General features: G+C 39.8%; 13 protein-coding genes. 9 read left to right on the top strand and 4 right to left on the bottom strand.

All coding sequences use genetic code 11. The features are described from left to right. The first annotated feature begins 120 nt into the window (after window positions 1-120). The 8 genes from D0T60_RS08230 (at window position 121) to D0T60_RS08195 (ending at window position 13,207) form a co-directional block, all read left to right on the top strand. Window positions 121-1,698 (top strand): hypothetical protein, encoded by a 1,578-nt coding sequence (locus tag D0T60_RS08230; RefSeq protein ID WP_163217684.1) that lies wholly within the window; start codon window positions 121-123, stop codon window positions 1,696-1,698. Window positions 1,699-1,792: 94 nt separating this feature from the next. After that, window positions 1,793-2,719, top strand: a complete 927-nt coding sequence (locus tag D0T60_RS08225) for a FimB/Mfa2 family fimbrial subunit (protein WP_163217683.1) — start codon at window positions 1,793-1,795, stop codon at window positions 2,717-2,719. Between the two features lie 25 nt (window positions 2,720-2,744). Then, a complete protein-coding gene (locus tag D0T60_RS08220; RefSeq protein ID WP_163217682.1) occupies window positions 2,745-4,004 on the top strand; it encodes a hypothetical protein in 1,260 nt (419 codons plus the stop codon). 29 nt (window positions 4,005-4,033) lie between these two features. Next, a complete protein-coding gene (locus D0T60_RS08215; protein ID WP_163217681.1) occupies window positions 4,034-5,335 on the top strand; it encodes a hypothetical protein in 1,302 nt (433 codons plus the stop codon). 42 nt (window positions 5,336-5,377) lie between these two features. Next, a complete protein-coding gene (locus D0T60_RS08210) occupies window positions 5,378-6,544 on the top strand; it encodes a hypothetical protein (protein WP_163217680.1) in 1,167 nt (388 codons plus the stop codon). A gap of 34 nt (window positions 6,545-6,578) precedes the next feature. Further along, complete coding sequence (locus D0T60_RS08205) at window positions 6,579-9,158, top strand: hypothetical protein (protein WP_163217679.1); 2,580 nt, start codon at window positions 6,579-6,581, stop codon at window positions 9,156-9,158. Between the two features lie 36 nt (window positions 9,159-9,194). Then, window positions 9,195-12,131 carry a hypothetical protein gene (locus tag D0T60_RS08200; RefSeq protein WP_163217678.1) on the top strand — a complete coding sequence of 979 codons (2,937 nt, stop codon included), beginning with the start codon at window positions 9,195-9,197 and terminating at the stop codon, window positions 12,129-12,131. Between the two features lie 170 nt (window positions 12,132-12,301). After that, window positions 12,302-13,207 (top strand): prenyltransferase, encoded by a 906-nt coding sequence (locus D0T60_RS08195; RefSeq protein ID WP_163217677.1) that lies wholly within the window; start codon window positions 12,302-12,304, stop codon window positions 13,205-13,207. 288 nt (window positions 13,208-13,495) lie between these two features. Here the strand turns inward: D0T60_RS08195 and D0T60_RS08190 are convergent, their stop codons facing one another. The 3 genes from D0T60_RS08190 to D0T60_RS08180 are packed head-to-tail and all read right to left on the bottom strand — an operon-like array spanning window position 13,496 to window position 18,022. Continuing rightward, window positions 13,496-15,532, bottom strand: a complete 2,037-nt coding sequence (locus D0T60_RS08190; protein ID WP_163217676.1) for an NADH-dependent [FeFe] hydrogenase, group A6 — start codon at window positions 15,530-15,532, stop codon at window positions 13,496-13,498. Between the two features lie 24 nt (window positions 15,533-15,556). Continuing rightward, window positions 15,557-17,458 (bottom strand): NADH-ubiquinone oxidoreductase-F iron-sulfur binding region domain-containing protein, encoded by a 1,902-nt coding sequence (locus tag D0T60_RS08185; RefSeq protein ID WP_163217675.1) that lies wholly within the window; start codon window positions 17,456-17,458, stop codon window positions 15,557-15,559. A 45-nt stretch (window positions 17,459-17,503) separates the two neighbouring features. Beyond that, entirely contained in the window at window positions 17,504-18,022 is a 519-nt protein-coding gene (locus D0T60_RS08180) for an NAD(P)H-dependent oxidoreductase subunit E (RefSeq protein ID WP_163217674.1), read from the bottom strand. Window positions 18,023-18,423: 401 nt separating this feature from the next. Here D0T60_RS08180 and D0T60_RS08175 point away from each other — a divergent pair, with 401 nt between their 5' ends. Continuing rightward, window positions 18,424-18,837, top strand: a complete 414-nt coding sequence (locus D0T60_RS08175; protein WP_163217673.1) for an L-rhamnose mutarotase — start codon at window positions 18,424-18,426, stop codon at window positions 18,835-18,837. Between the two features lie 268 nt (window positions 18,838-19,105). On the opposite strand, the gene D0T60_RS08170 is transcribed toward D0T60_RS08175, so the two are convergent. Beyond that, window positions 19,106-21,166, bottom strand: coding sequence for a polysaccharide lyase family 8 super-sandwich domain-containing protein (locus D0T60_RS08170; RefSeq protein ID WP_163217672.1), 2,061 nt, complete (start codon window positions 21,164-21,166; stop codon window positions 19,106-19,108). Window positions 21,167-21,211: the final 45 nt, after the last annotated feature.

Genomic DNA, 21,211 nt, shown 5'->3' with positions numbered 1-21,211 from the left:
GCTGCTGCGAATTAGGAATTGGTTTATACAACGCACAAACATATCTATTGATATATAACAAAAAAGTGAGAATTGAAAAAGGTTTGAAACCATTTATTTATTAACTAATTATTTTAAACAATGAAATTTAAATTTAAGTATGTAAGTATGCTTGTAATGGCTGCTATGATGGCAGGGTTTGCAAGTTGTAGTGACAAAGAAGAAGTAGCTGGCAATGGTCAGGAACCTTCTTTAACAGAAGAAAGTGCTGACTTTACGGTTCAGATTGAAGTTTTGGAGCAGGAAGCTCCAGGTACTCGCCAGGCAAGTGAGAGTGAAACTGCTGTGGGTATTGCTCCTCATGTGTTCGACATGAAACTGATCTTCGTTGGTAAAGAGTCGGCTTCAAGTCCAAGAAAGGTACTGAAAGTATTAGATGGTAATGTATCTGAATTAACTGGCGCCGGCCAGAAGTTTAAAAACTTCCCATTGGGTATTGATGGATTGTATGTAGTTGGTAATATCAAGGATTATAGCTCTGTTGCTATACCCGATCCTAATTACACAACTGCTACTTTATCTAATGGTGGAGATTTCGGTCAGTTGGTTTATACTAAAGCTACTGCTACTCCGGTTGCCAGACCTACTTTGGAGAGCTATGTTGGCGAATCTGTAGAAACTCTGATGGATGAAGTACGTTTTTCTTTGGATAACTATACAGTAACAGACGCTAAAGCTGTAAATATTTACGGTTATGCTCCTGTTGTAACTACTCAGGGAACTACTCCGGTTCGTTTGTTTGTAACTCCTGCCATTTCTCGTTATGAAGTTAAAAGCATTACTGCAAAAGAATCGGCTGCTCCTAAAGATTTGAAGTCCTTTACTATTGATGGTATTTATATCAGCAATACAATGAAACAAATTGGTCTTGATGGTGAGCATTATCCTACAGAATCATCAGGTCAATTGATCAACTGGGGTTGGAATAATAGACAATGGAACTACTCTTTGAAAAACATGCCTGCAAATCTGGCTGGTTTGAGTATTGCTCCAGATGCAAATCGTTTAGTTGCTAAACCTGATGCTTGGTATGCTGCTACCACTGTTGATCCAATCTATTTCCCTGCCGATGCAGCTGTGAAATTTGGTGGATACGACGAAGCACCTACTGCTGCTTGGCATAAATGGATGGATGCAAACCCTGTTTCTTTAACTGGTGATAAGAGATGGTCATTCTATATTGCTTCGGCTCGTAAAAATGCATCTGGTCAAATCAACGACCCTTATGAAAGAGATCAATTTTACAATCATATCGGTTTAACTTGTGGAACTTGGCCTTTTGATGATGAAAAAGCATATACAGGTGTTCAACGTCCTGCTTGGGCTACTCCAAATGCAGCGATTCAATATGGACCTTTCCCAGCAATCTGTATTAAGGTATCTGCCTTGAAAGCAGTTGATGGTACTAATATAGAAATAGAATATCCTAATAGTACAAAGAAAACTCAAGGTTGGTTAACCGTAGTTAAGTTTATTGATGCTAAAACAAAAGAGTATCTGAAATATCCGGAACCAGGTAAAGTATATGTTATGAAAGCTATCACTTTTGATCAAACTAACATTAAAACCGATCCTATGATTCCTCAAGAAGATACAGATATTTCTGTTGAAGTAATCGTTAAAGGTTGGGAAGAAATTGAAACAGAAACTGAGTGGTAATTTACTACCTGTAATTTAAGGAAACAGAGTTGGGGGAGGGTTTCCTTCCTTCTCCAACTCTGGCTTTACAAGCAATAATAAAAATAAGAATTCCATGAAAATTATCCGACTATTCTCTTTACTCACTTTGTTGACGCTCAGTTGTGTGTCATGCGATAATCTGAAGGATAATTTAGATGATTGTGGCATGTACGTCAACCTATACTTTGATTATCATAATTTTCCCGAGCGTATTCATCGGGTGAATGTGGGGATTTTCGATGAAGAAGGTCGCTTTGTTCGTGTACGTGGTTTGGCGAAGCGGAATTTGGAAGAGTTCCAGGGAGTTCATACTCGTTTGATGCCCGGAAAATATACAGCTGTTTGTTGGGGAAATGCTTTTAATGAAACTGCACTTGGTGGTTTAGATTTCCGTATGCCTGTAGATGAACATTGGTTGAAGCATCCTAAGGTTCTTCTTGCAGAAAATTATTCTGGAACTCCGAAAACTATTGCAACCAACGACTCTCTTTTTTATGGAAGACATACTTTTGAAATCCCTGAAATGTATGGGATTTATAACGACACGATTCATTACCGCCCTGCACACATCACATTCGAGGTTTATGTACACGGATTAGAAAGTACTTTGCCTCAAAAACCGATAGACAACTACCCTATTATTGAATTTAAAAACCTTAAACCTGGCTATGATTGGGAAATGGACACTCAAGGAGATTATGTAAGTTATTACCCTCCTGTAGATATAAACACCGAAGTTGTCAGAGCTTCGTGCACTACGAAAGTATTGCGTTTTACCAATGAAAATCCAATAGAGATTGTGATTAATGAGCCGGAAACTCACACACATCCTCAAATACCATATACCATCAATGTTAAGAAACTGCTACATGGGCAGCTGAATATGATTGAAGAAGACAAAGAATACATCATCAAGATTGGAGTTTACTTTAACGGACTTGGAGTAGACGTAAAACTGCTTGGCTGGATAAGTCAGGGAACAGAAACAGAACTGGATTAAGAGGATAAAGAAATAATAATACTTTATGAAGAAGATATTACTATATATATTGATAACTCCTTTTCTTGCACTGATATATTCGTGTGGAGGAATAGAGATGGATACCCTGGCTTCATCGAAGCAAACGGAAGAAATCGAACTGTCTGTTCAAATACAACTCTCTGAAACCGTCGGAAGCCGTGGGGCAGAGAGTGCAACTGCCATAGGAATAGTGCCCGAACTGACCGGAAATTTACTAATTCTATTGGTAAAAGAGGATGGAACAATAGATGATATTGCCGTAGCCGACGCCTTTCAGGTATTAGCGCCTGCTGCCGGAGTAAAGCTCAAATTTAATCGCAGCCAAGTAAAGTATGTTTATGTTGTAGGGAATGTGGAAGACCATAAATTGGATGTAAGCTCCATCTCAATAGGTGATTATGCTGATGCATACACTTTAAAGGCTGCATTATCCGGAAAGAAAATAGGCGATCTTCAATATATAATAGCTAATCAAGGAACCAATACCAATCGCTTAGATCCTTACAAAGTAAACGTAACAGGATGTGCGTATACAGGGAATCTTGCTCAGGGTATGAGCCACATAGTTATTCCTGTATGCCCTGCCATAGCCCGTATTGAAATTGGTGAATTGAAATCTACCGATGGCACTACATTTAAATTAGAAGAGATATTTATTGATAATAACTTTCATAAGATGGGAGTCGATTATGTGACATATCCTGCTGCTACCAATGATTTTCTTGCCGTAAATTGGAACAATTCAGGTTTTGATGATGGTTCCTATTCCCCGGAGTTTTGGTATAAACTTCCGTCGGCTGCTATTGCTAGCACTTCTGTAAAACCAAGTAACGGATATTGGTCGTTCTATGTATCTCCTGCTCAGAAAGAAAATACTAATCCTGCTACTCTGGCAGATATACCCTATCTGGGAAACTGGATTGTTCCTCATCCAAATAATGACTCCGATCCTATATTGTTTTCGGCTATACCGCTTATTCTTTTTAAAATATCGGATATAACCCCGTCTACCGGGAATAAAGATAAGTTTCTTAAAAGTTGGTTGACTGTTAGAAAGTTCTTAAAAAAGGAAGATGGAACTCCCATTCCTTATCTGGAACCAGGCAAAGTATATCAAATAGAACAAGTCATTTTTGAGTTAAAAAATATAGGCCCCGAACCCATAAGCGAACCCTGTGGAGTGGATGTTATTGTTAAAGTACAGGAATGGAGTGAGCCTTCAGGACTCGATTCTCCTAATTTTCCTGGTCCAATAGGCTTTTGATAAGAGTAATAAATAAAAATAAGATAATTATGAAGAATCTTTTTATAAAACTATTTTTCACTTTAGGATTAGTGACGTTGTTTGCGTCTTGCCAAAAAGACGAAGAAATTGCAGAGAAACAAGAAGGTGGGCGTTTGCTTTTTAGCATGAATGCTCCAAGTAATGGCTTGCTTACCCGTGCCGACGAAGCCGACGCAACCATTGAAACTTTGTATGCACTTTATTTTATAAAAGCGAGTGATGGTAAATTCAAATACAAAGATTTTGAAATATTAAAAAGCTCGTCCGTAAATAAATTGGTGGAAACAACTGCAGGTAGCGGCACTCAGAATTCCACCTATACCTATCGGATACTTAGTGGCACTGATAACTCATCGAACTCCTATGATAGCTGGTTCGGACCTATAGGAACAAGAACCAACCTTAATATGAAGATAGTTTTTGTGGCAAATGCTACAATAAACTCTACTACCATTGCTTCCAATACTGAGATGGATGTTGCTTTACCTAAATTAATTGTAGCTAAAGGTACCGTGAATAATAGTTCTACCACTGCACCTATCATGATGGGTACCAGTATTTGGCCGAGAGACACCAAAATTCCTATGTATACAGTAACTGATGAAGTGGTCATTCCCTATGGTCCTTACATCAAAGATCACTATGTGGGGCAGTCGGCTACTTCCACCGGAACTGCCGGGGTTTACAACCTGATTCGTATGCTGGCAAAAATAAAGATAAGTAACATCGCTAATTTTTCCACTGCCGGTTCCACTAATTCAAATCCTTACAACTTCGAAATAACTAAAATAACTGTAGTAAACGGCTTGGATAAAGGATATCTTCCTTACATGAACGGGGTCAATGTGGTATGGAATGCTGCTAATAACAGGGTTACTGAAGTTAAAACCTGTCCTACCGGTTCTTCCATCTTTACAAAAGCTGGCACGGCACCGGCTATAACTACCGCAAGCGGGGTTCAGTCTGTCACGTTTTATCTGTTCGAAACCAATAAGGTATTGGCAAAGAAAACAGAGGCGCGAGAAGAAGCCGCAAACAGGGGTTATTGCTATCTAAAACTCGAAGGGTATCGATGGCCTAAAGCAGAAGCTAAACCAACTTCGCCTACACCGGTAGAATATATGCTTCCTATTCCGCTTGTTACAAATTTGGTAGCAAGTGCCGATTATGCCGGGGATGTGTTGCGTAATCATTATTATCAGTTCTCTATTGCAGGTGTAAATCTGTACGAAGTAAAAGCTAAAATAAAGGTACAAAACTGGAGTACGGTAACTGGTATGGAGCAAGTAAAGCCGCTTCCTTTGCGTTAATAATAAAGAATAATAAGATAGATACTTAGTCATTTATAAGATATGAAATATACTTGTTTATACATAATTAGCCTCTTCTTCTTTTTAATTGGACTTTCTGCTTGTTGGCAAGAGGAGTATATTGGTCAATCTCAATCTTCTGATGATTTAGGCGATGGCTTGTATCTGTCTCTTTATTTGCCTGATCAATTAAGTAAAAACGCTACGCGGGCGGTAAATGAGGATGTAATAAATAATATGTATGCTATCTACTTTCAGGAAACGGGTGGGAGTATGAAGTGCAAAGGATACAAAAAGCTGAAGAATGAAACTCCCGATAATGATAAAGTATATCATTATAAGCTAACAAACTATCCTACCGGAAGTAAAATAGACATTATGTTTATTGCCAACCTGGAAAACTATATAACTCCCCCTACTGATGGAAGTTGGGAAGGTAGAACTGCTGACGATATGTTGGAGAATGTACTTTTTCCTCCATCACGCTCAGAGTCTGTTTGGGCGGCAAATGATGCCAATGTATATATTCCTATGTATACACGAGCGAGAAACTTGACTATTCCGGTTTCATTGTCTGCCGGTACTAATTATGTGAAGGACAACAGTTCTCCTGTAGCTGAAGAATCAACCGACACCCCCGATGTCTACAAACTCCTACGTATGGTGGCTAAGATAGAAATTGAAAATCATTTGGCAACAGCTAATTTGGAATCCGGAAATGTGAAACTAACCCTTTCATCTGTTCAAGTAAAAAACGGACATCTGAAAGGATTTATAGGCAACAACGCAATAAACGGAACTGCTGATAGAATTACCACCCCTACACTTTATAGTATAGGAAATGTAGGGAGTGGATTGAGCACAGTTGCTAATTCTCCTTCTATAGTCGACAACAAGCAAACTATGGTATTCTATCTTTTTGAAACCAATGTGGCAAATGCCGATGTGAAATCCGAGAGTAATTGCCACATTGTACTGACAGGCAAAAAGGGAACTGACACTGGAACCAGCACATTTATGTTACCTATTCCGGCTGTTAATGCTTCATTGGTTGCCGACAAAGACAATCCCGGTCCTGTACTCCGCAATCATTACTATAAATACGTAATAAAGGGAGTAGCAGATAATATAGTGGCATTCGAGGTAGAAATAAATGTGCTTGATTGGGTACCAAGTAGTACCAATGTAAACCTCACTGTGGGTGAATAAAGAAATGCAGAAACCTAAGAAGAAATTAAGAAATATGACAAAATATATTAAATACTTTTTCATTTGTTTTTGGTGGGGATGCTTATTTATGCTGACTTCTTGCCATGAAGATGAACCTATAATAACACCACCAGCCGAGAGAAACATCATCTTTGAGATGGAGATTGTAAACGGAACAGCTCAAACAAGGATGACTGCTAACGAAGAGAAAGCTATTAAAAATATTTACATTTTAGCTTTTAATACCACGGGTGCTACATTTAACTTCGGTGCTTCGGCAACTCATACCACTGGGACGACCTATAAAGTGCCTCTGCCTGCCGGCAAGAGTTTTAATATGAATATGTTTTTTGTTATATTGGTAAATTATACACCTACTGATATTCAGATAGGTTCGTTTCCAGGAAAAACATACACACAAATAATAAATAGCCTGATTGTAAAAGAAACTAATTTGTCGGCTGATTGTATTCCTATGATTGGGGTAACAGAGAGCAAGGCGATTAATACCACAACTAATCCGATGACTTTACCCACTTTCTCAGATGTGAAGTTGGTAAGGATGTTGGCAAAGATAACAGTAATTAATGAAAATGGTAAAAAAACCGGGACGAATTATAATAACTTCGTACTGGAAGGGGTTACTCTGGTAAATCGTCCGCTTGCCGGCTACTTGGGATATAGCACAACTTATAATACTAATCTACCTACAAAAATAAGTACTACCAATTACTATAAAACAAATACTTACACATGGGCTGCTAATGCTATTAGCCTAAGTAATACAAATCTGCCATCGGTTACAATAAGCGGAGATCCTAAAAAGGAAATTGCTGAGCCCATATATACTTTCGAACATCCAGAGCCAGCTTCTACTGCTGTAGGAGCCAAGCACACTTATCTACTTATTTCCGGTAAAAGAGCCGATATTCCTTATTCTTATAAAGTATACATACCCTCGTTAAATTATAGCAATGCGACTATTCCTCCCATATCAAACAGTAAAGGCCCTATTGTGCGAAATCACCACTATACTTTAAGAATACAAGAAGCACGGTCGCTCGATCTTACCTTTTTGTTTACTATCATGCCATGGACAAATGTGCCTATGATTGATGATCTTTTAGACACAACTTACAAAATGGAACTTGAACCCCGAAATATGATATTTCAATCATTGAATGAGAAAAACACACATGAAATGAGCTTCTATAGTGATTATATGTGGGATTATGAGATATTCACAGATAAAGAATGTACAAACAAGGTAAACGAAAGTGATATATGGCTTACACTTACCAATCTACCAAGTAAAAACTTTACAGGAAAGAATGGGGTAAAATATTATCCGGCAACAACAAGTGCAATTACCATTGGAGTGCAAGCCAACAAAAATCTTGATGATCCCCATGTTTATTATGTGAAGTTTACCGGGTATGGTACCGATGAGATCAGAAATAATATTGTTTATGAAAGCGTTTCTTTATTGGCTACCATAACACGAGGAAGTATAATGAAGGAATCTAATTGTTATATGGTTGATAATGGCGTTTTGACAGAATTTGGTATACCACTATCACAAATTAAAAAAGGTATTGAAGATAAAATTATCACAGATAATATAGATACATGGATACCGGTGACAGATCGTGGCAAATTGAGAGCACAAGTGTTTTGGACGGATCTCCAAAAACCAAGTATATTTTACGAGGGATTATTCGACACCGGCGATGCTGTGGTAAAAAGTGTAACCTATAAGCCTAATGCCAATTTTTACGAAGGGTATATCCATGTTGTTCCCGGCACTGGTATAGGTAATGCCGGAGTTATTCTATACTTGGATATGGATGGAAGCGGCAAATATGATCCCACTAAAGACAAGATCTGTTGGAGTTGGCACATTTGGAACACTCAGAGCCCTCCGGAAGTGGCATCAGGCGAGTTTCTCGATCGCAATCTGGGGGCTTACCGTCCCAACCCCGAACCCGGCGATCTTTTTTCCGTAGGTTTCTTCTACCAATGGGGGCGCAAAGATCCTCTGCCTGGTTTAACATCATGGGAGGTTTCGGAAAACACCATTGCAGACCTTGGCTCATATAATAAGGTGAAAATATTCTTCAATCCGGCTACTACCAATGGTGTAACCAAAGCATTGTATACGCCGAAGTCTGGTCCTTCCGGTATTACGGAAAGTGTGAAAAATCCACTGACCCCCTATTGGGGATGGGCATCGGTAACGGAAGCTGCTTTTTGGAACTCTAAAACATCTACCAACCCTTGTCCAGTGGGATACAAAGTACCAAACAGTTGGAACACTGCCGCTGGATGGGCCAACAAAGTAGGGGGAATTTATGCTTATAACAATCAAACAACCGGATATCTCTATGGCCAATACAATGCTGCGTATGGAGGCTATTATCCGGCTGCCGGCTACGGATTTCATCAAGGAAAAGGAGTTGTAGCTGATTATGTGGTAGGCAGCAGTACCGAAGGCTATTATTGGTCGGCCAACTATTCAGCAAGCGTTGGACTTAAGTTTAACGGAACCACGGTTAGCAGTTCCGCATCTCTCACTCATGAGCATGGAACTCCCATTCGTTGTATAAAAGAATAAAGGAAAGAATTAACAGCAAGCAATAACACTGAAAATATGAAGAAAAGATTGATATATATATATGTAAATCTATGGATTTTAATACCGGCAGTTGTTCTATTTGCCTCTTGTGCCGATGAAAACGTTTTTGATCCACAGGAAAGTACCTCAGTTACTTTTACATTGAATCTGCCACAGGCCAATGTAATAGAAACACGAGCCAGTGACGAGACTATAAATAACTTATATATTCTTGCTTTTGAAAAAACAGGTTCAAAGGTGTTGAAAGAAGTGCATAACCCTACCGGTTTTACTAAGACTCCCGGTAGAACCGATCAATATAAATTAACTCTTAATAGCCTTTCCTCTAATCTTGAGCTTGTGGCATTGGCTAATATTACTCCCCAATTAATCAGGACTTCTGATGCAGGCTCTCTTCCCTCTGTTATAAGCGTACTTACCGACTGCAAGGATGAAGGTAAAACAAAAGATGAAGTATTCGATAGGCTTGTAACATACTATGATGGGAATTATACTTCGGGTGATAAATATAAATGGCCTAATGCTAATAATGGTTTAACAGCAGGTAATATACAGACCCATATCCCTATGTGGGGCGAATTGAAAGAATATAATCGTGGAGCAAAGAACGAATTCGAGATGATTCGTATGCTGGCTAAAATAAATGTTAACAATGTAGCCACCAGTGTTTTTCAAATGACAGAAATATACTTCTGTAATTATGCAAGAAAATCATGCTTAATGGTTAAAGATGGAAATTATGATGTCGATGCGAAAAAAGTAACAAAAGTAACTATTAGTGGTAGTTTGAGAGATACAGGAGGGGTGGGAGCTAAAAAACAGTGGGATCTTAAAACAATAAAATACATTCCAAGTTCTCAAAATTATAAAGATCAAATTTATGTTTATGAAAGCGAGAAAGTATTTGGCCAAGGAGACAAGTATCACTTTCCATCCAAGGACATTGAAGAAAATTGGATGACTGGCACTAATTGGAATTGGGCTACCATTCCGTGTCTGATAATTGCCGGAAAGTATAAAAACTCTACTGAAGTTACCTACTATCGTGTAGATTTTATAGATGCCGATGACAATTGGTGTAGTGGAGTATTACGTAATCACTGCTATGAAGTTAAGATTACTAACGTAAAAGGTCCCGGATATAAAAACAATTACGATGCTGCAATCTCTGCCCCCATGAATATGGATGCTACTACATATATATCGAACGAATCGGATAAAGAAATTACCGTAGTAGATGGTCCATATTACCTTACTATTCCAAAAGCAGAATATACGGTTATGGGAGATGTTATTGGCGCTCAATTGTCGAATGTAGACTATAAGACACATATAATGTTTACAACTAATCAAAATAATGTGGAATTTGAAGTTCAAAGATATGAAGATGAGGCATGCGAAAAAGAAATTCTGCTAAAATCAGGATCAGTAAATGATTGGTTACAATGTAAAAATATTAAGGGCCATAATGGTGCTACGATGAAACCAAATCAAGCTGTGCCAACAGACTATGAAATTTACACTGGAGAAATCAACACTGGAATGCACAATAAAGAATTTAATATGACAAATAAAAATCGTGTAGTATATTTAAAATTCAATGTGGGACGTATGTCTGCTGTTGTAAAGGCAACACAAATACATACGGTTATTCCTTATGTAGGTGCTTTTTGGAAGCACAATGAACGTGCTGAACGATTAATACGAATGCCGGTTCCCGAAGGGTATAGCTATGATTGGGAAGCCAGTGTAATATCTGGGCAAGAGTGGATACGAATGGATACGAAAAAGAGTCCGGCTTATAGTATATCTTCTGGTAGTCCGGGAGCAGTTACTTATAATGCCGGAACAGAAAAACCGGAGAATCCGGATGTGCCGACTTTGGCAAATGCCAACTATTATGTAGATGGTGGTACTACTACTGTGCGTGGGAGTATTCCCAAAGGCACTCCGGAGAAAGATAGATGTATTTACTTCCGTTTAGGCTTAACTGGTTTCTCTTCCACCAACCGTTATGGAGTGGTGTTGCTTACATATACCAACAAAGAGGATAATCATACTATACAAAATAAAATATGGATACGTCAAGGAGAAACCTCTGATTGTCTGATGCGAAAGCAAGACACACAAGATGGCATTCCAAGAGATAAAGTAGTAATGTTTTCTCCATATAACTTAACTGCTGCTGCGATTGAAAATGAGAATGCTACTGCAACTGTTCAGGTAAAAAAAGGAAAATTTACCGAATATCCATCTCAGGTAGGTGCGTATACATATAGCGTGTCTAGAAAGTTTTTCCATCCTAGCAAAGTGCATTCAAGTGGCAGTATGGGTGTGGGAAATGAAGTTGTTTGGAATCCAAGTTTATACGAAACATGTCCGGGCAAATATCGTCGTCCAAATGATGGGACAATATTCACCACTCCTCCGGATAATAGTAATCCGACTGTTGCCGACTCTGAAATACGCCAATCTTTATTTAAGATTCCAAATGATGGCAGAATAGATCAAAGTTACAAATCTGAAGAACGTAATTCCGAATGGGGGTACTATGCTGATGGCTTTTTCGACCGTAGAGCAATAAGCACTCCAACTGATGGTGATGTAGACCTCTGTAACGATGATCGATGGCCGATATGCGCTGTGGCCAAAGGAAAATCAAACGTGGCTTATATTGGTCGGTTATTTTATAATCCTTATAATGATGCGTCGCTCTTTTTTCCTGCTGGCGGAATGTTGGATAGTAGCACTTGGGATAATTTAAGACCAAACAAACTTGGTGAAGCAGGTCGTTCTTGTTACTATTTTACTACTGCTATGGATGTTAATTATCAAGGGAAGTGGGTGAATTGGACATTAGCTCTAACCAGAGGAGGATCAGAGCTGAAAACTGCTAATATGAACATAGCACAATGTGCATTTCCCATTCGGTGTGTAAAAGATTTAGAATAATTAATTTACTTCCCGTTCCGGGCGGGAAACATAAATTCTCGGAATTGATGTCAGCATACCCCGCTGTGAGGTGCGGTCCTGTAAAATAGGTTTTTTGCTAAGATCCCCATCAGGCGTGGTGGGGATTTTTTTTGTATTATCTTTGCATCTTACTAAAACAAAACACCACCATGAAGAGAACTCTCAAAGATTGGGTCTTTGCTACTCGTCCCTGGTCATTAACGGCATCGGCTATGCCGGCGTTACTGACTATTTCTTATATATTCTATATTCAAAAAGAGTTGAATACACCAATTTATTGGTGGAATGGCATTTGGGCAATGCTTGGAGCCGTAATCTTTCAGGTAGGAGGAAATCTTCTCAATGATTATTTTGATTATGTGTATAAAGTCGATCGCAAGGATACACTTTCCAGTCGTATTCTGGTAGATGGTGTTTTTACACCTCGTAGTATATTTATCTACGGATTACTCTCCTTGTTGGTTGGCTCTCTGATTGGCGTGTGCCTTCTTATTTCTTCCGGCTGGCATTTGCTTTGGATAGGTGGTTTAGGTTTCTTGGGCACCTATTTTTATAATCACATGAAATACGTGGCATTGGGCGATTTAGTTATTTTCCTGATTTACGGATGGCTAATAAGTCTGGGTATTGCTTATGTAATGACCGGAGAGCTAATGTGGCAGGCATTAGTGGTCAGTTCTTCTGCCGGCTTATTAATTGTAGCCATATTGCATGCCAATAATACGCGGGATATATTAAATGATAGTAAAGCCGACATCAAGACTCAGGCAATGAAGCTGGGAGTAGAGATGTCTAAAAAATATTTTATCTTTCTTACTTTGGGTGCTTATTTACTTTTATTGGGGATGGTGCTTTTCGGTTTGTTGTCTCCCTGTTGTTTGATAGCCTTTTTAACCCTCCCGATGGTGATAGGGCAGATAAAACAGATCAATAAAGTAGATGAAGCAACACTCAATCAGATTCAATTCCTTCCGGAACGAGTTGCTCAATTGGTGCTCATCTACTGTGTATTGCTGTCTATCGCTAACTTTGTAGTAGGGGGGCTTATTTCTTAGAAACTGTTTCTTAGTTCTTTTATTGAATACAGCCGAATACCGACAAATATTGTTCTGTATTTCGGAATTAGTTTTTCATATCTCTGATGGATAGTGGAGATAAGAAATGCTTTTTTACCTTTGTGTTCAACAACAAACCCTTGTTAATTTTTCACTGGTTCTTTACATGTTTGTTACCTGAAGCACTTATTTGCCTCTCTCTGAATAAGTACTTCGAAGATTTACAAAAAACCTATTTTCCATTGATCTGTATGGCCGAGTAGCTGGCGGTTATGCAGGTCAATGTTTTTATAATCGATCTATCTCCTTATAAATTTCCTCAATAATCACCTCGTATGTAGCATGTTCGATAATCTTGTTGTTTACCTTTACCACGGGTCCCCGATCACATCGTTCGAAGCAGAAAGTAGCTTTTAGATTCACCATTTCTTCTTGTCCTTCGAAGCCGACAATATCCTCCAGTTTGTTTTCAACCACATGCTTGAGCACCTTTTTGAGTAACTCTTGCGATCCTTTCATAAAGCAGTTGTTACCCACACATACAGCTACTGTTATTTTGGGCTTTTCAATATTACGAATACTGATTTGCTCATTCACAATGCGCTTACGACTGTGGTAATGTGTGTGTAGTAACTCATGAGATTTATGTCCTCCAATTTCGCCCAGGAAGTTACTATACAACTCCTTGATGTATGGGTTATCCTGAGATTTATGCAACTGCAAAGCTTTATCTTCATTGTATAATAGCTTGGCTCGCTTTTCACGGAAATCCGGATCAAAGCTCACCGGCTGTCCACCTCCTGCAATACAACCACCCGGACAAGACATTACCTCTATTAAATCATAATCGGATTTTCCGGCTTTAACTTCTTCGCAAAGTTTGCGGGCATTGGCTAATCCATGCGCTACGCCGAGTTTTAGGTGTATGTCACCCAATGTTAGTTCAACGGTGCGTATGCCGTCCATGCCGCGTACTTGTTTAAAATCGCAGTTGGTGAGGCGTTCGCCTGTAAGTTTTTCGTATGCATAGCGCAGTACGGCTTCGCTCACACCTCCTGTATTTCCAAAGATAACACCGGCACCGGTTTTAAAGCCTAAAGGCATATCGAATGATTCCGGTTGAAGTTTCTTGAGTTGGATACCTGTTTCGTGAATCATTCTTCCTAATCCTTCTGTGGTTAGAACATGATCTACTTCGGCTATGCCATCATGAATAAATTCTTCGCGTTTGGCTTCGAATTTCTTGGCTGTACATGGCATTACAGAAACCACTACCAATTGTTCGGGTTTAATGCCTAATAGCTCCGGTAATATTTCGCGGGCAATGCTTCCGAACATCTGTTGCGGAGATTTGCAGGTAGAAAGGTTTGTTAATAACTCGGGATAATACTGCTCTGTGAATTTCACCCAGCTTGGGCAACAAGAAGTAAACAGCGGCAACTTTTCTCCCTTTACTTTTCTTCCGATAAATTCCGTAGCTTCTTCCAATACGGTTAGGTCGGCAGTAAATGAGGTATCATATACCTGATTGAAACCCAAACGTTTTAAGGCAGCCACAATTTGTCCGGTATTAACAGCGCTATCATCGGAGCCGGAAGCTTCACTTTCTCCTAAGGCAACCCGGATGGCAGGAGCCAGTTGAGCAATCACATATTTATTCGGATCGTGAATGGCTTCCCAAACCTCTTCTGTTTCCTGACGTGGAATAAGGGCTCCCACCGGGCAAACAGAAACACACTGACCGCAATACACGCACTCTACATCTGCCAGACTCTTTAAATAGGCAGGTGCCACACGTGTTTTGGAACCCCGGTTAATAAAATCAATAGCACCTACAGATTGTATTTCTTTACAGACCCTTACACAATCGCCGCATAAAATACATTTGTTCGGATCGTGAACAATGCTTCTCGATTTGTTGTCGACAGGTAATTTTTTATCTATCTTTTTAAAGCGAACTTTATCAACCCCTAACCGACGGGTCAAATATTGTAATTTGCAATTGTTGGAACGCGAGCAACTGGGGCAACTAATATCGTGATTGGCCAGCAGAAGTTCCAAATTAATTTTTCGTATTTTACGCACTTCTTCCGTGTTGGTGCGCACAGTCATGCCGGCTTTGGGGGCAATGGTACAAGTGGCTTGTATGCCCATCCCCTCAATATCGCACACACAAAGGCGACAAGCACCATACGTACTTAAATGAGAGTGGTAACAAAAAGTGGGCAGTTCGATATCCGTTTTGCGGATAACTTCCAATATGTTTTTTTCGTTTTCTATCGGAACGTTTATTCCGTCTATATTAATAAATCCTTTATTTTCCATGATTGTTTTAGATTGAAGGTTCTTTTAAAATCCTATCACTGCACCAAACTTACAAGTAGTAGCGCAAACACCGCATTTAGTACACACTTCGGGATTGATTACATGCAACTGCTTCTTTTCTCCGCTGATAGCACCAACAGGACACTTGCGTGCGCAGGCTGTACAACCGGTGCACTTGTCGGGATCAATAGAGATATCGGCCAATGCTTTGCAATTATTGGTTGCGCATCGTTTACCTGTAATGTGTTCCAGATATTCATCACGGAAGCGATTGATAGTAGAGATAACCGGGCTTGGAGCCGTTTTCCCTAATCCGCAGAGCGAAGCCTTCTTAACTACCTGAGCCACTTCCTGAAGAAGTTCGAAACTATCTTCGGTAGCTGTACCATCTATAATTTCATCTAAAAGAGCCAGCATCTGTTTGGTACCTTCCCGGCATGGAACGCATTTTCCGCAGCTTTCATTTTGCGTAAAGTTCATAAAGAAACGAGCAATCTGCACCATGCACGATTGTTTGTTCATCACCACCATTCCTCCGGAGCCTACCATAGCCCCATTCTTTATCAGATTATCGTAGTCGATTTCAATATCCAGGTGATCTTCTGTAAGACAGCCGCCGGAGGGGCCACCTATTTGAACGGCTTTAAAACCTTCATCGGTAACTTTACCCTCGTCGTTTGTTACACCACCACCGATGTTATAAACAATCTCCCGAAGGGTAGTTCCGAAAGGAACCTCTATCAAACCTGTATTAGCTACGTGTCCGGTTAGAGCAAATGTTTTAGTTCCTTTTGATTTTTCCGTACCATATTGATTAAACCAGGAAGCACCATTGCGAATAATCAATGGAACAGCCGCCAAGGTTTCTACATTATTAATAACAGTTGGTTTGCCAAACAAACCTTTTTGAGCCGGAAAGGGTGGTTTAGGCTTGGGCATTCCTCGTTTACCTTCGATAGAAGCTATCAGAGCAGTTTCCTCACCGCAAACAAAAGCACCTGCACCTTCCATAATATGGATATACATACGGTGTCCGCTTCCGAAAATGTTTTCGCCCAATACACCCGCCTGCATGGCATCTTTGATGGCTTTTTGCATGCGTCGAATAGCCAGAGGATATTCCAGGCGCACGTACACATGAGCCTCGTCTGCTCCAATTCCGCGGGCAGCAATCATCATGCCTTCCAGTACGCGGTGTGGGTTTCCTTCCATCAGACTTCTGTCCATGAAAGCACCCGGGTCGCCTTCATCTCCATTACAGATCACATATTTCTTTGGGCCTGCTTCCTGTAAGGTGAAAAGCCATTTTCTACCGGTGGGGAAACCGCCGCCCCCTCGTCCGCGTAGTCCGGACTCAAGAATGGTGTTACAAACCTCTTCCGGTGTCATTTGAGTGAATGCTTTTTCCGCAGCGAAATACCCACCGTGGGCAATGTATTCCCTGATATTGCCCGGGTCTAAATGAGAACATTCGCCCAATACAAGGCGGGTTTGCCTTTTATAGAAAGGAATTTCGGTTTGTCCGCGGCTCTTTTTTCCGTCTGCCGGGTTTACGTACAGCAGTTCATCAATAATAAGGTCTTTGAGAATGGTTTCCGCAAGAATACGGGGCACATCCTCCGGTTTTACTTTAGTGTACATAATCTCATCCGGAAGTATGTTTACCAGAGGTCCCTGTCCGCAGAAACCCTGGCAACCACTTCCAGTGAGTTGATACGTGTGTTCGTTGTCGTCGTGTCGATTTAGTTCAAGGTCGAAGAATTGTGGAAGTCCGGCATCTTTCAGCGCTTTTTCGAAGGCATCATATACTTTCAATGATCCATTAGCGATGCAGCCTGTTCCTGCACAAATAATAATACGTTTTTTTACATGAGAGGCAGCCTTATTGTACGATTCCTGTATCTGATTCAGATTAATTGTATCCATAATTTTGTTACGTTTTTTAGAGATTTAAATGAGATATAGCTGCACTTATTTATTTTCGTTCTGTATAATTTGATCGATGATTTCTTCACATCTTTTGGCACTGACTTCGCCATATACCTGTTCGTTAATAACCATTACAGGAGCTAAACCACAGGCTCCCAGGCAGCTAACAGCTTCTAATGTAAAAAGCATATCATCAGTGGTATGTTTTTCTTTAGAAAGTTTGAGCTTACTGCAAACCGTATCAATGAGTCTGGACGAGCCTTTTACATGACAGGCTGTTCCATCACACACCTTAATTACATACTTCCCTTTGGCTTCCAAAGAAAAGTGAGCATAGAAAGTAGCAACGCCAAATACTTCGGCTACCGGCATGTCGAGCGCAGTGGCAATGTAAGTAAGCACTTGTTGTGGCAAATAGCGGTATTCTTCCTGTACTTCCTGAAGAATAGTGATGAGTCTTTGCTTGTCGTGATCATATTTTTCAATGATCTCAAGCACACGTGTAAACTGTCTGGCAGTTTTGTTAACCACAGATGTGGAGTCAGTTAGATGTTGGCTCATTTAAAGTATAAGTCTTTATTGGTTAACTTTTATTGTTGCAGAATTATTCAGCTTATTTACTTTAGTACAACTAACTTATAAGTCGATAATTTGTACAAACAATAAAATAGGTTGTTTTTCAGTGGGTAAAGATAAACAAAAAAATGAAATAAAATAGGGTAGTATCTTACTTTTTGTTTAGTTGAGTGGTGAATATTTGATTTTATGGAAGTGCTAATTGCTTTAAAAGCTGTTTTGGATGCGTGTTTTGTGATAAATTGATAGTGGTTGCCTGATTAATGTGTTTTTTTAGAAGACACTTAGTCGAAATAGTATTATATAAATATGTCTATAGTATCAAGCATCTTCAAAATAAATACGTTTCTTTGTATTTATCCATCATTCATTAATAAGAAAACCTCATGAATCAAAAAGAAAAAGGATACCCAAGTGTAATATACAACGTCCCCACAAAACGTTACTACCAAACATTAGATTTAAAGAACGACCCCGATCTGATAGCAGAATATAAAAAACGTCATAGTAAAGAGCATTTTTGGCCGGAGGTAGGCGAAGGAATCCGTAGCATCGGCATTCTTAATATGGAAATATTCCTGATTGGCACACGCCTGTTTATGGTGGTAGAAACTCCATTGGATTTTGAGTGGGATAGTGCCTTTGCCAAATTGGCAAAAATGCCTATTCAAGAGAAATGGGAAGAATATATGTCTATTTTTCAGGAAGCAGATCCATCGGCTTCATCAGCCGAGAAGTGGCAGATGATGGAACAGATTTTTAGTTTACCGGAGTCGTGTTTACTTAGAAACCGTTTTTAGATCTGCATTATTCATACTCCATAAATTTGGTTCAACTATAGCGGCTTATACTATCTGTAAAGGTAGCTGGTTCTATTCGTAAAGTAGGCTGGTTTCTTGTGTATAATATACCTGTTAGTTTCTTTATCACGTACATGATAAATATTTATCATGCTCGTGATAAATTCATATCATGCTGATGATAATAATTTATCATGGCGGTGATAAGGGAAATAACTTATAGGTAGTGGCATAAGAAGTATGCTACTTAGGGAATGAAACAAAGTACTTAAGCAAAAAGAACAGGTAGATGCAATCTGTTTCCTGTTATTAAGTAAATGCCTGCTGCGTCGGCTTTAAAAGTGTGTCCTTTTTTATAGTTGAATTTAAAAGGTTTATAGGCTACTATAAAATAACTGTCTATGGCCGGAACGGAAACTATTAACGCAGTTTTATCATCTTTCATAAACTGAATGGAAGAGACATCAAACCCGGCAGTTTCTTCTTGACTGGCTCCCGGTAACACAAGGTATTGATAGGTTGCTTTCTTAGGACTTGCGCCATGATCTAAGTGTAGCATAATCATTTCTTTTTCCTCAAGCTTGGGGCGATACATTTGCATAAAGTCATGCCATTGTCCGGAACGGTTTTCGGATGTTGCCACTGCTTTGCTTTTCCCAAGCACAATGTATCCGGTATTATCGTGAAAGAAACGAGATTGAGCGGATGTAAAGGTTTTGTTTCCGTTTATAGCTTCCCATTGTTTGCCGTTCAGCACAGAAAGCGCTCCTTGTTTTCCGCGTTGATCTATGGCGGTAGTTACTGTGAGCGTGCTATCTGATTGAATACCCCGGCCCAGGCAAAGCACAAATTTATCTGTAAATATCCATGTTTTCCGGGCGCGAAGTCCGTCGAGATCGAGGTCCATTACGGCAAGTCCATATTTACCATCTGTAACTCCTCCTACGAAATCTGTATTGTTTCGGTTTTGAGTTCTGCTTTTACGGGGAATTGCTTCCGTGTTTTCGTAGGCTGTCACTCCCGGCACTTTTCGCCAATCCCAGAAGGGGAAATCATTCAGGTATTCATCTCCTCGTATATAAAAATAGGTGGCACCATCACCCATGTAGTAGCCTTTCAGATTATCTTCATTTACCAGTTCCGTGCCGATAACCTGTTTGGAAGACATTTTCAGGGAAGTCATCCATTTAGGTGTCCGATGAGTGCTATACAAGGAGTTCGGGAAATACTTATGCCCTGTAAACGGATTGCCGGAGGTGGGGGAATGATAATTATCATTTTCTATTTCCTGCGAGATTGTTTTTGCTTCGGGAAATCCACTGTTTGCCAACCCGGCGGCGGCAAAGGCTACACTGAAACCTTTATGAATCTGCGCATTATGGAATAGCTGTCGTCCTAAGGAACTAATATCCATATACCCATTCCATAAAATCCAACGATATCCTTTTTCCAATAGCGAGCAAAGAATATTGAGTTGATCGTTGCTGAATGCAAGAGAAGTGCCACTAAATACACCGGAGAAGAAGCTCATTCCCGAAATAAATGACATTCCATAATTCCCAAATTGTTGTTGAGGGCCATGTTGGTGGAAACTCCAATCCTCTTTAATACCTTCTGTTTGTCCGGTAACAATTTCAGAGGCAATGATATCTCGTGCTTCCCGAACCAATTCAAAATTGTTTTGTAAGAGGGCACGTATCATGACATTGCCTGCCAGCCACACTTTGTTTTGTCCTGTCATACCAAATCGGGCGTGTGACATAACGGCTATCGCACCTTCTTTTTCTTCCGGGTTCAGTTTATCTTCAAATAGAAGGAAAGCCCCACCTAATGTCTTGGGAATACCAATTTGATTTTGCCACCAGTTCAAACACATCGGCTTGGTAATAAACCAAAAGTTCAGCGCTTTGTGTATTGTTTCTTCTACCCAGGGAGATTGATAGTAGTCGGTTTGTTTGGAACGGTAGAGCTTTGTCATCTCCAAGATGCGTTCGGCATGTATTTTAGGTTCCCAGCCGGAACGCTTTTTATCTTCGTAATTAATATCAGACCATGATCCGTTGGGGCGCATTTCCTTCATGTAGCTTGTTATCTTTTCTACGTTAAACGGATAACGTTGGTGTAGTTCGGTTACCGCCTGATCGGAAATCTCTGTTTCCGGTGGGAGGGCAGTCAGAAGTCTTACAAGGTTGGCCGGTTCTTTATTGAAGCTAATTAAAGATCGGATATAATTTTCCCGGATCTTTTGTAGCTCATCTGCCTCTGCGGCTTTTAAGATAATTGCGAAAAATAAGAGAGTCAATATAAAAGGTATACGACGAAAATTCATGGTGTTACATTGTTGGTTATAATGCAAAAATACACTATTTAAGTG

Origin of the sequence: Bacteroides sp. 224 (assembly GCF_010500995.1) — a bacterium.
Classification (GTDB): Bacteria; Bacteroidota; Bacteroidia; order Bacteroidales; family Bacteroidaceae; genus Bacteroides.
The sequence above is the reverse complement of the archived record's forward strand: the minus strand, read 5'-3'. Positions and strand labels throughout refer to the sequence as shown.

Coding starts and splice junctions, on each gene's coding strand:
- D0T60_RS08190 (WP_163217676.1), bottom strand. CDS start 15,532: ATGGAAAATAAAGGATTTATTAATATAGACGGAATAAACGTTCCGATA.
- D0T60_RS08220 (WP_163217682.1), top strand. CDS start 2,745: ATGAAGAAGATATTACTATATATATTGATAACTCCTTTTCTTGCACTG.
- D0T60_RS08210 (WP_163217680.1), top strand. CDS start 5,378: ATGAAATATACTTGTTTATACATAATTAGCCTCTTCTTCTTTTTAATT.
- D0T60_RS08195 (WP_163217677.1), top strand. CDS start 12,302: ATGAAGAGAACTCTCAAAGATTGGGTCTTTGCTACTCGTCCCTGGTCA.
- D0T60_RS08185 (WP_163217675.1), bottom strand. CDS start 17,458: ATGGATACAATTAATCTGAATCAGATACAGGAATCGTACAATAAGGCT.
- D0T60_RS08175 (WP_163217673.1), top strand. CDS start 18,424: ATGAATCAAAAAGAAAAAGGATACCCAAGTGTAATATACAACGTCCCC.
- D0T60_RS08230 (WP_163217684.1), top strand. CDS start 121: ATGAAATTTAAATTTAAGTATGTAAGTATGCTTGTAATGGCTGCTATG.
- D0T60_RS08170 (WP_163217672.1), bottom strand. CDS start 21,166: ATGAATTTTCGTCGTATACCTTTTATATTGACTCTCTTATTTTTCGCA.
- D0T60_RS08200 (WP_163217678.1), top strand. CDS start 9,195: ATGAAGAAAAGATTGATATATATATATGTAAATCTATGGATTTTAATA.
- D0T60_RS08225 (WP_163217683.1), top strand. CDS start 1,793: ATGAAAATTATCCGACTATTCTCTTTACTCACTTTGTTGACGCTCAGT.
- D0T60_RS08215 (WP_163217681.1), top strand. CDS start 4,034: ATGAAGAATCTTTTTATAAAACTATTTTTCACTTTAGGATTAGTGACG.
- D0T60_RS08180 (WP_163217674.1), bottom strand. CDS start 18,022: ATGAGCCAACATCTAACTGACTCCACATCTGTGGTTAACAAAACTGCC.
- D0T60_RS08205 (WP_163217679.1), top strand. CDS start 6,579: ATGACAAAATATATTAAATACTTTTTCATTTGTTTTTGGTGGGGATGC.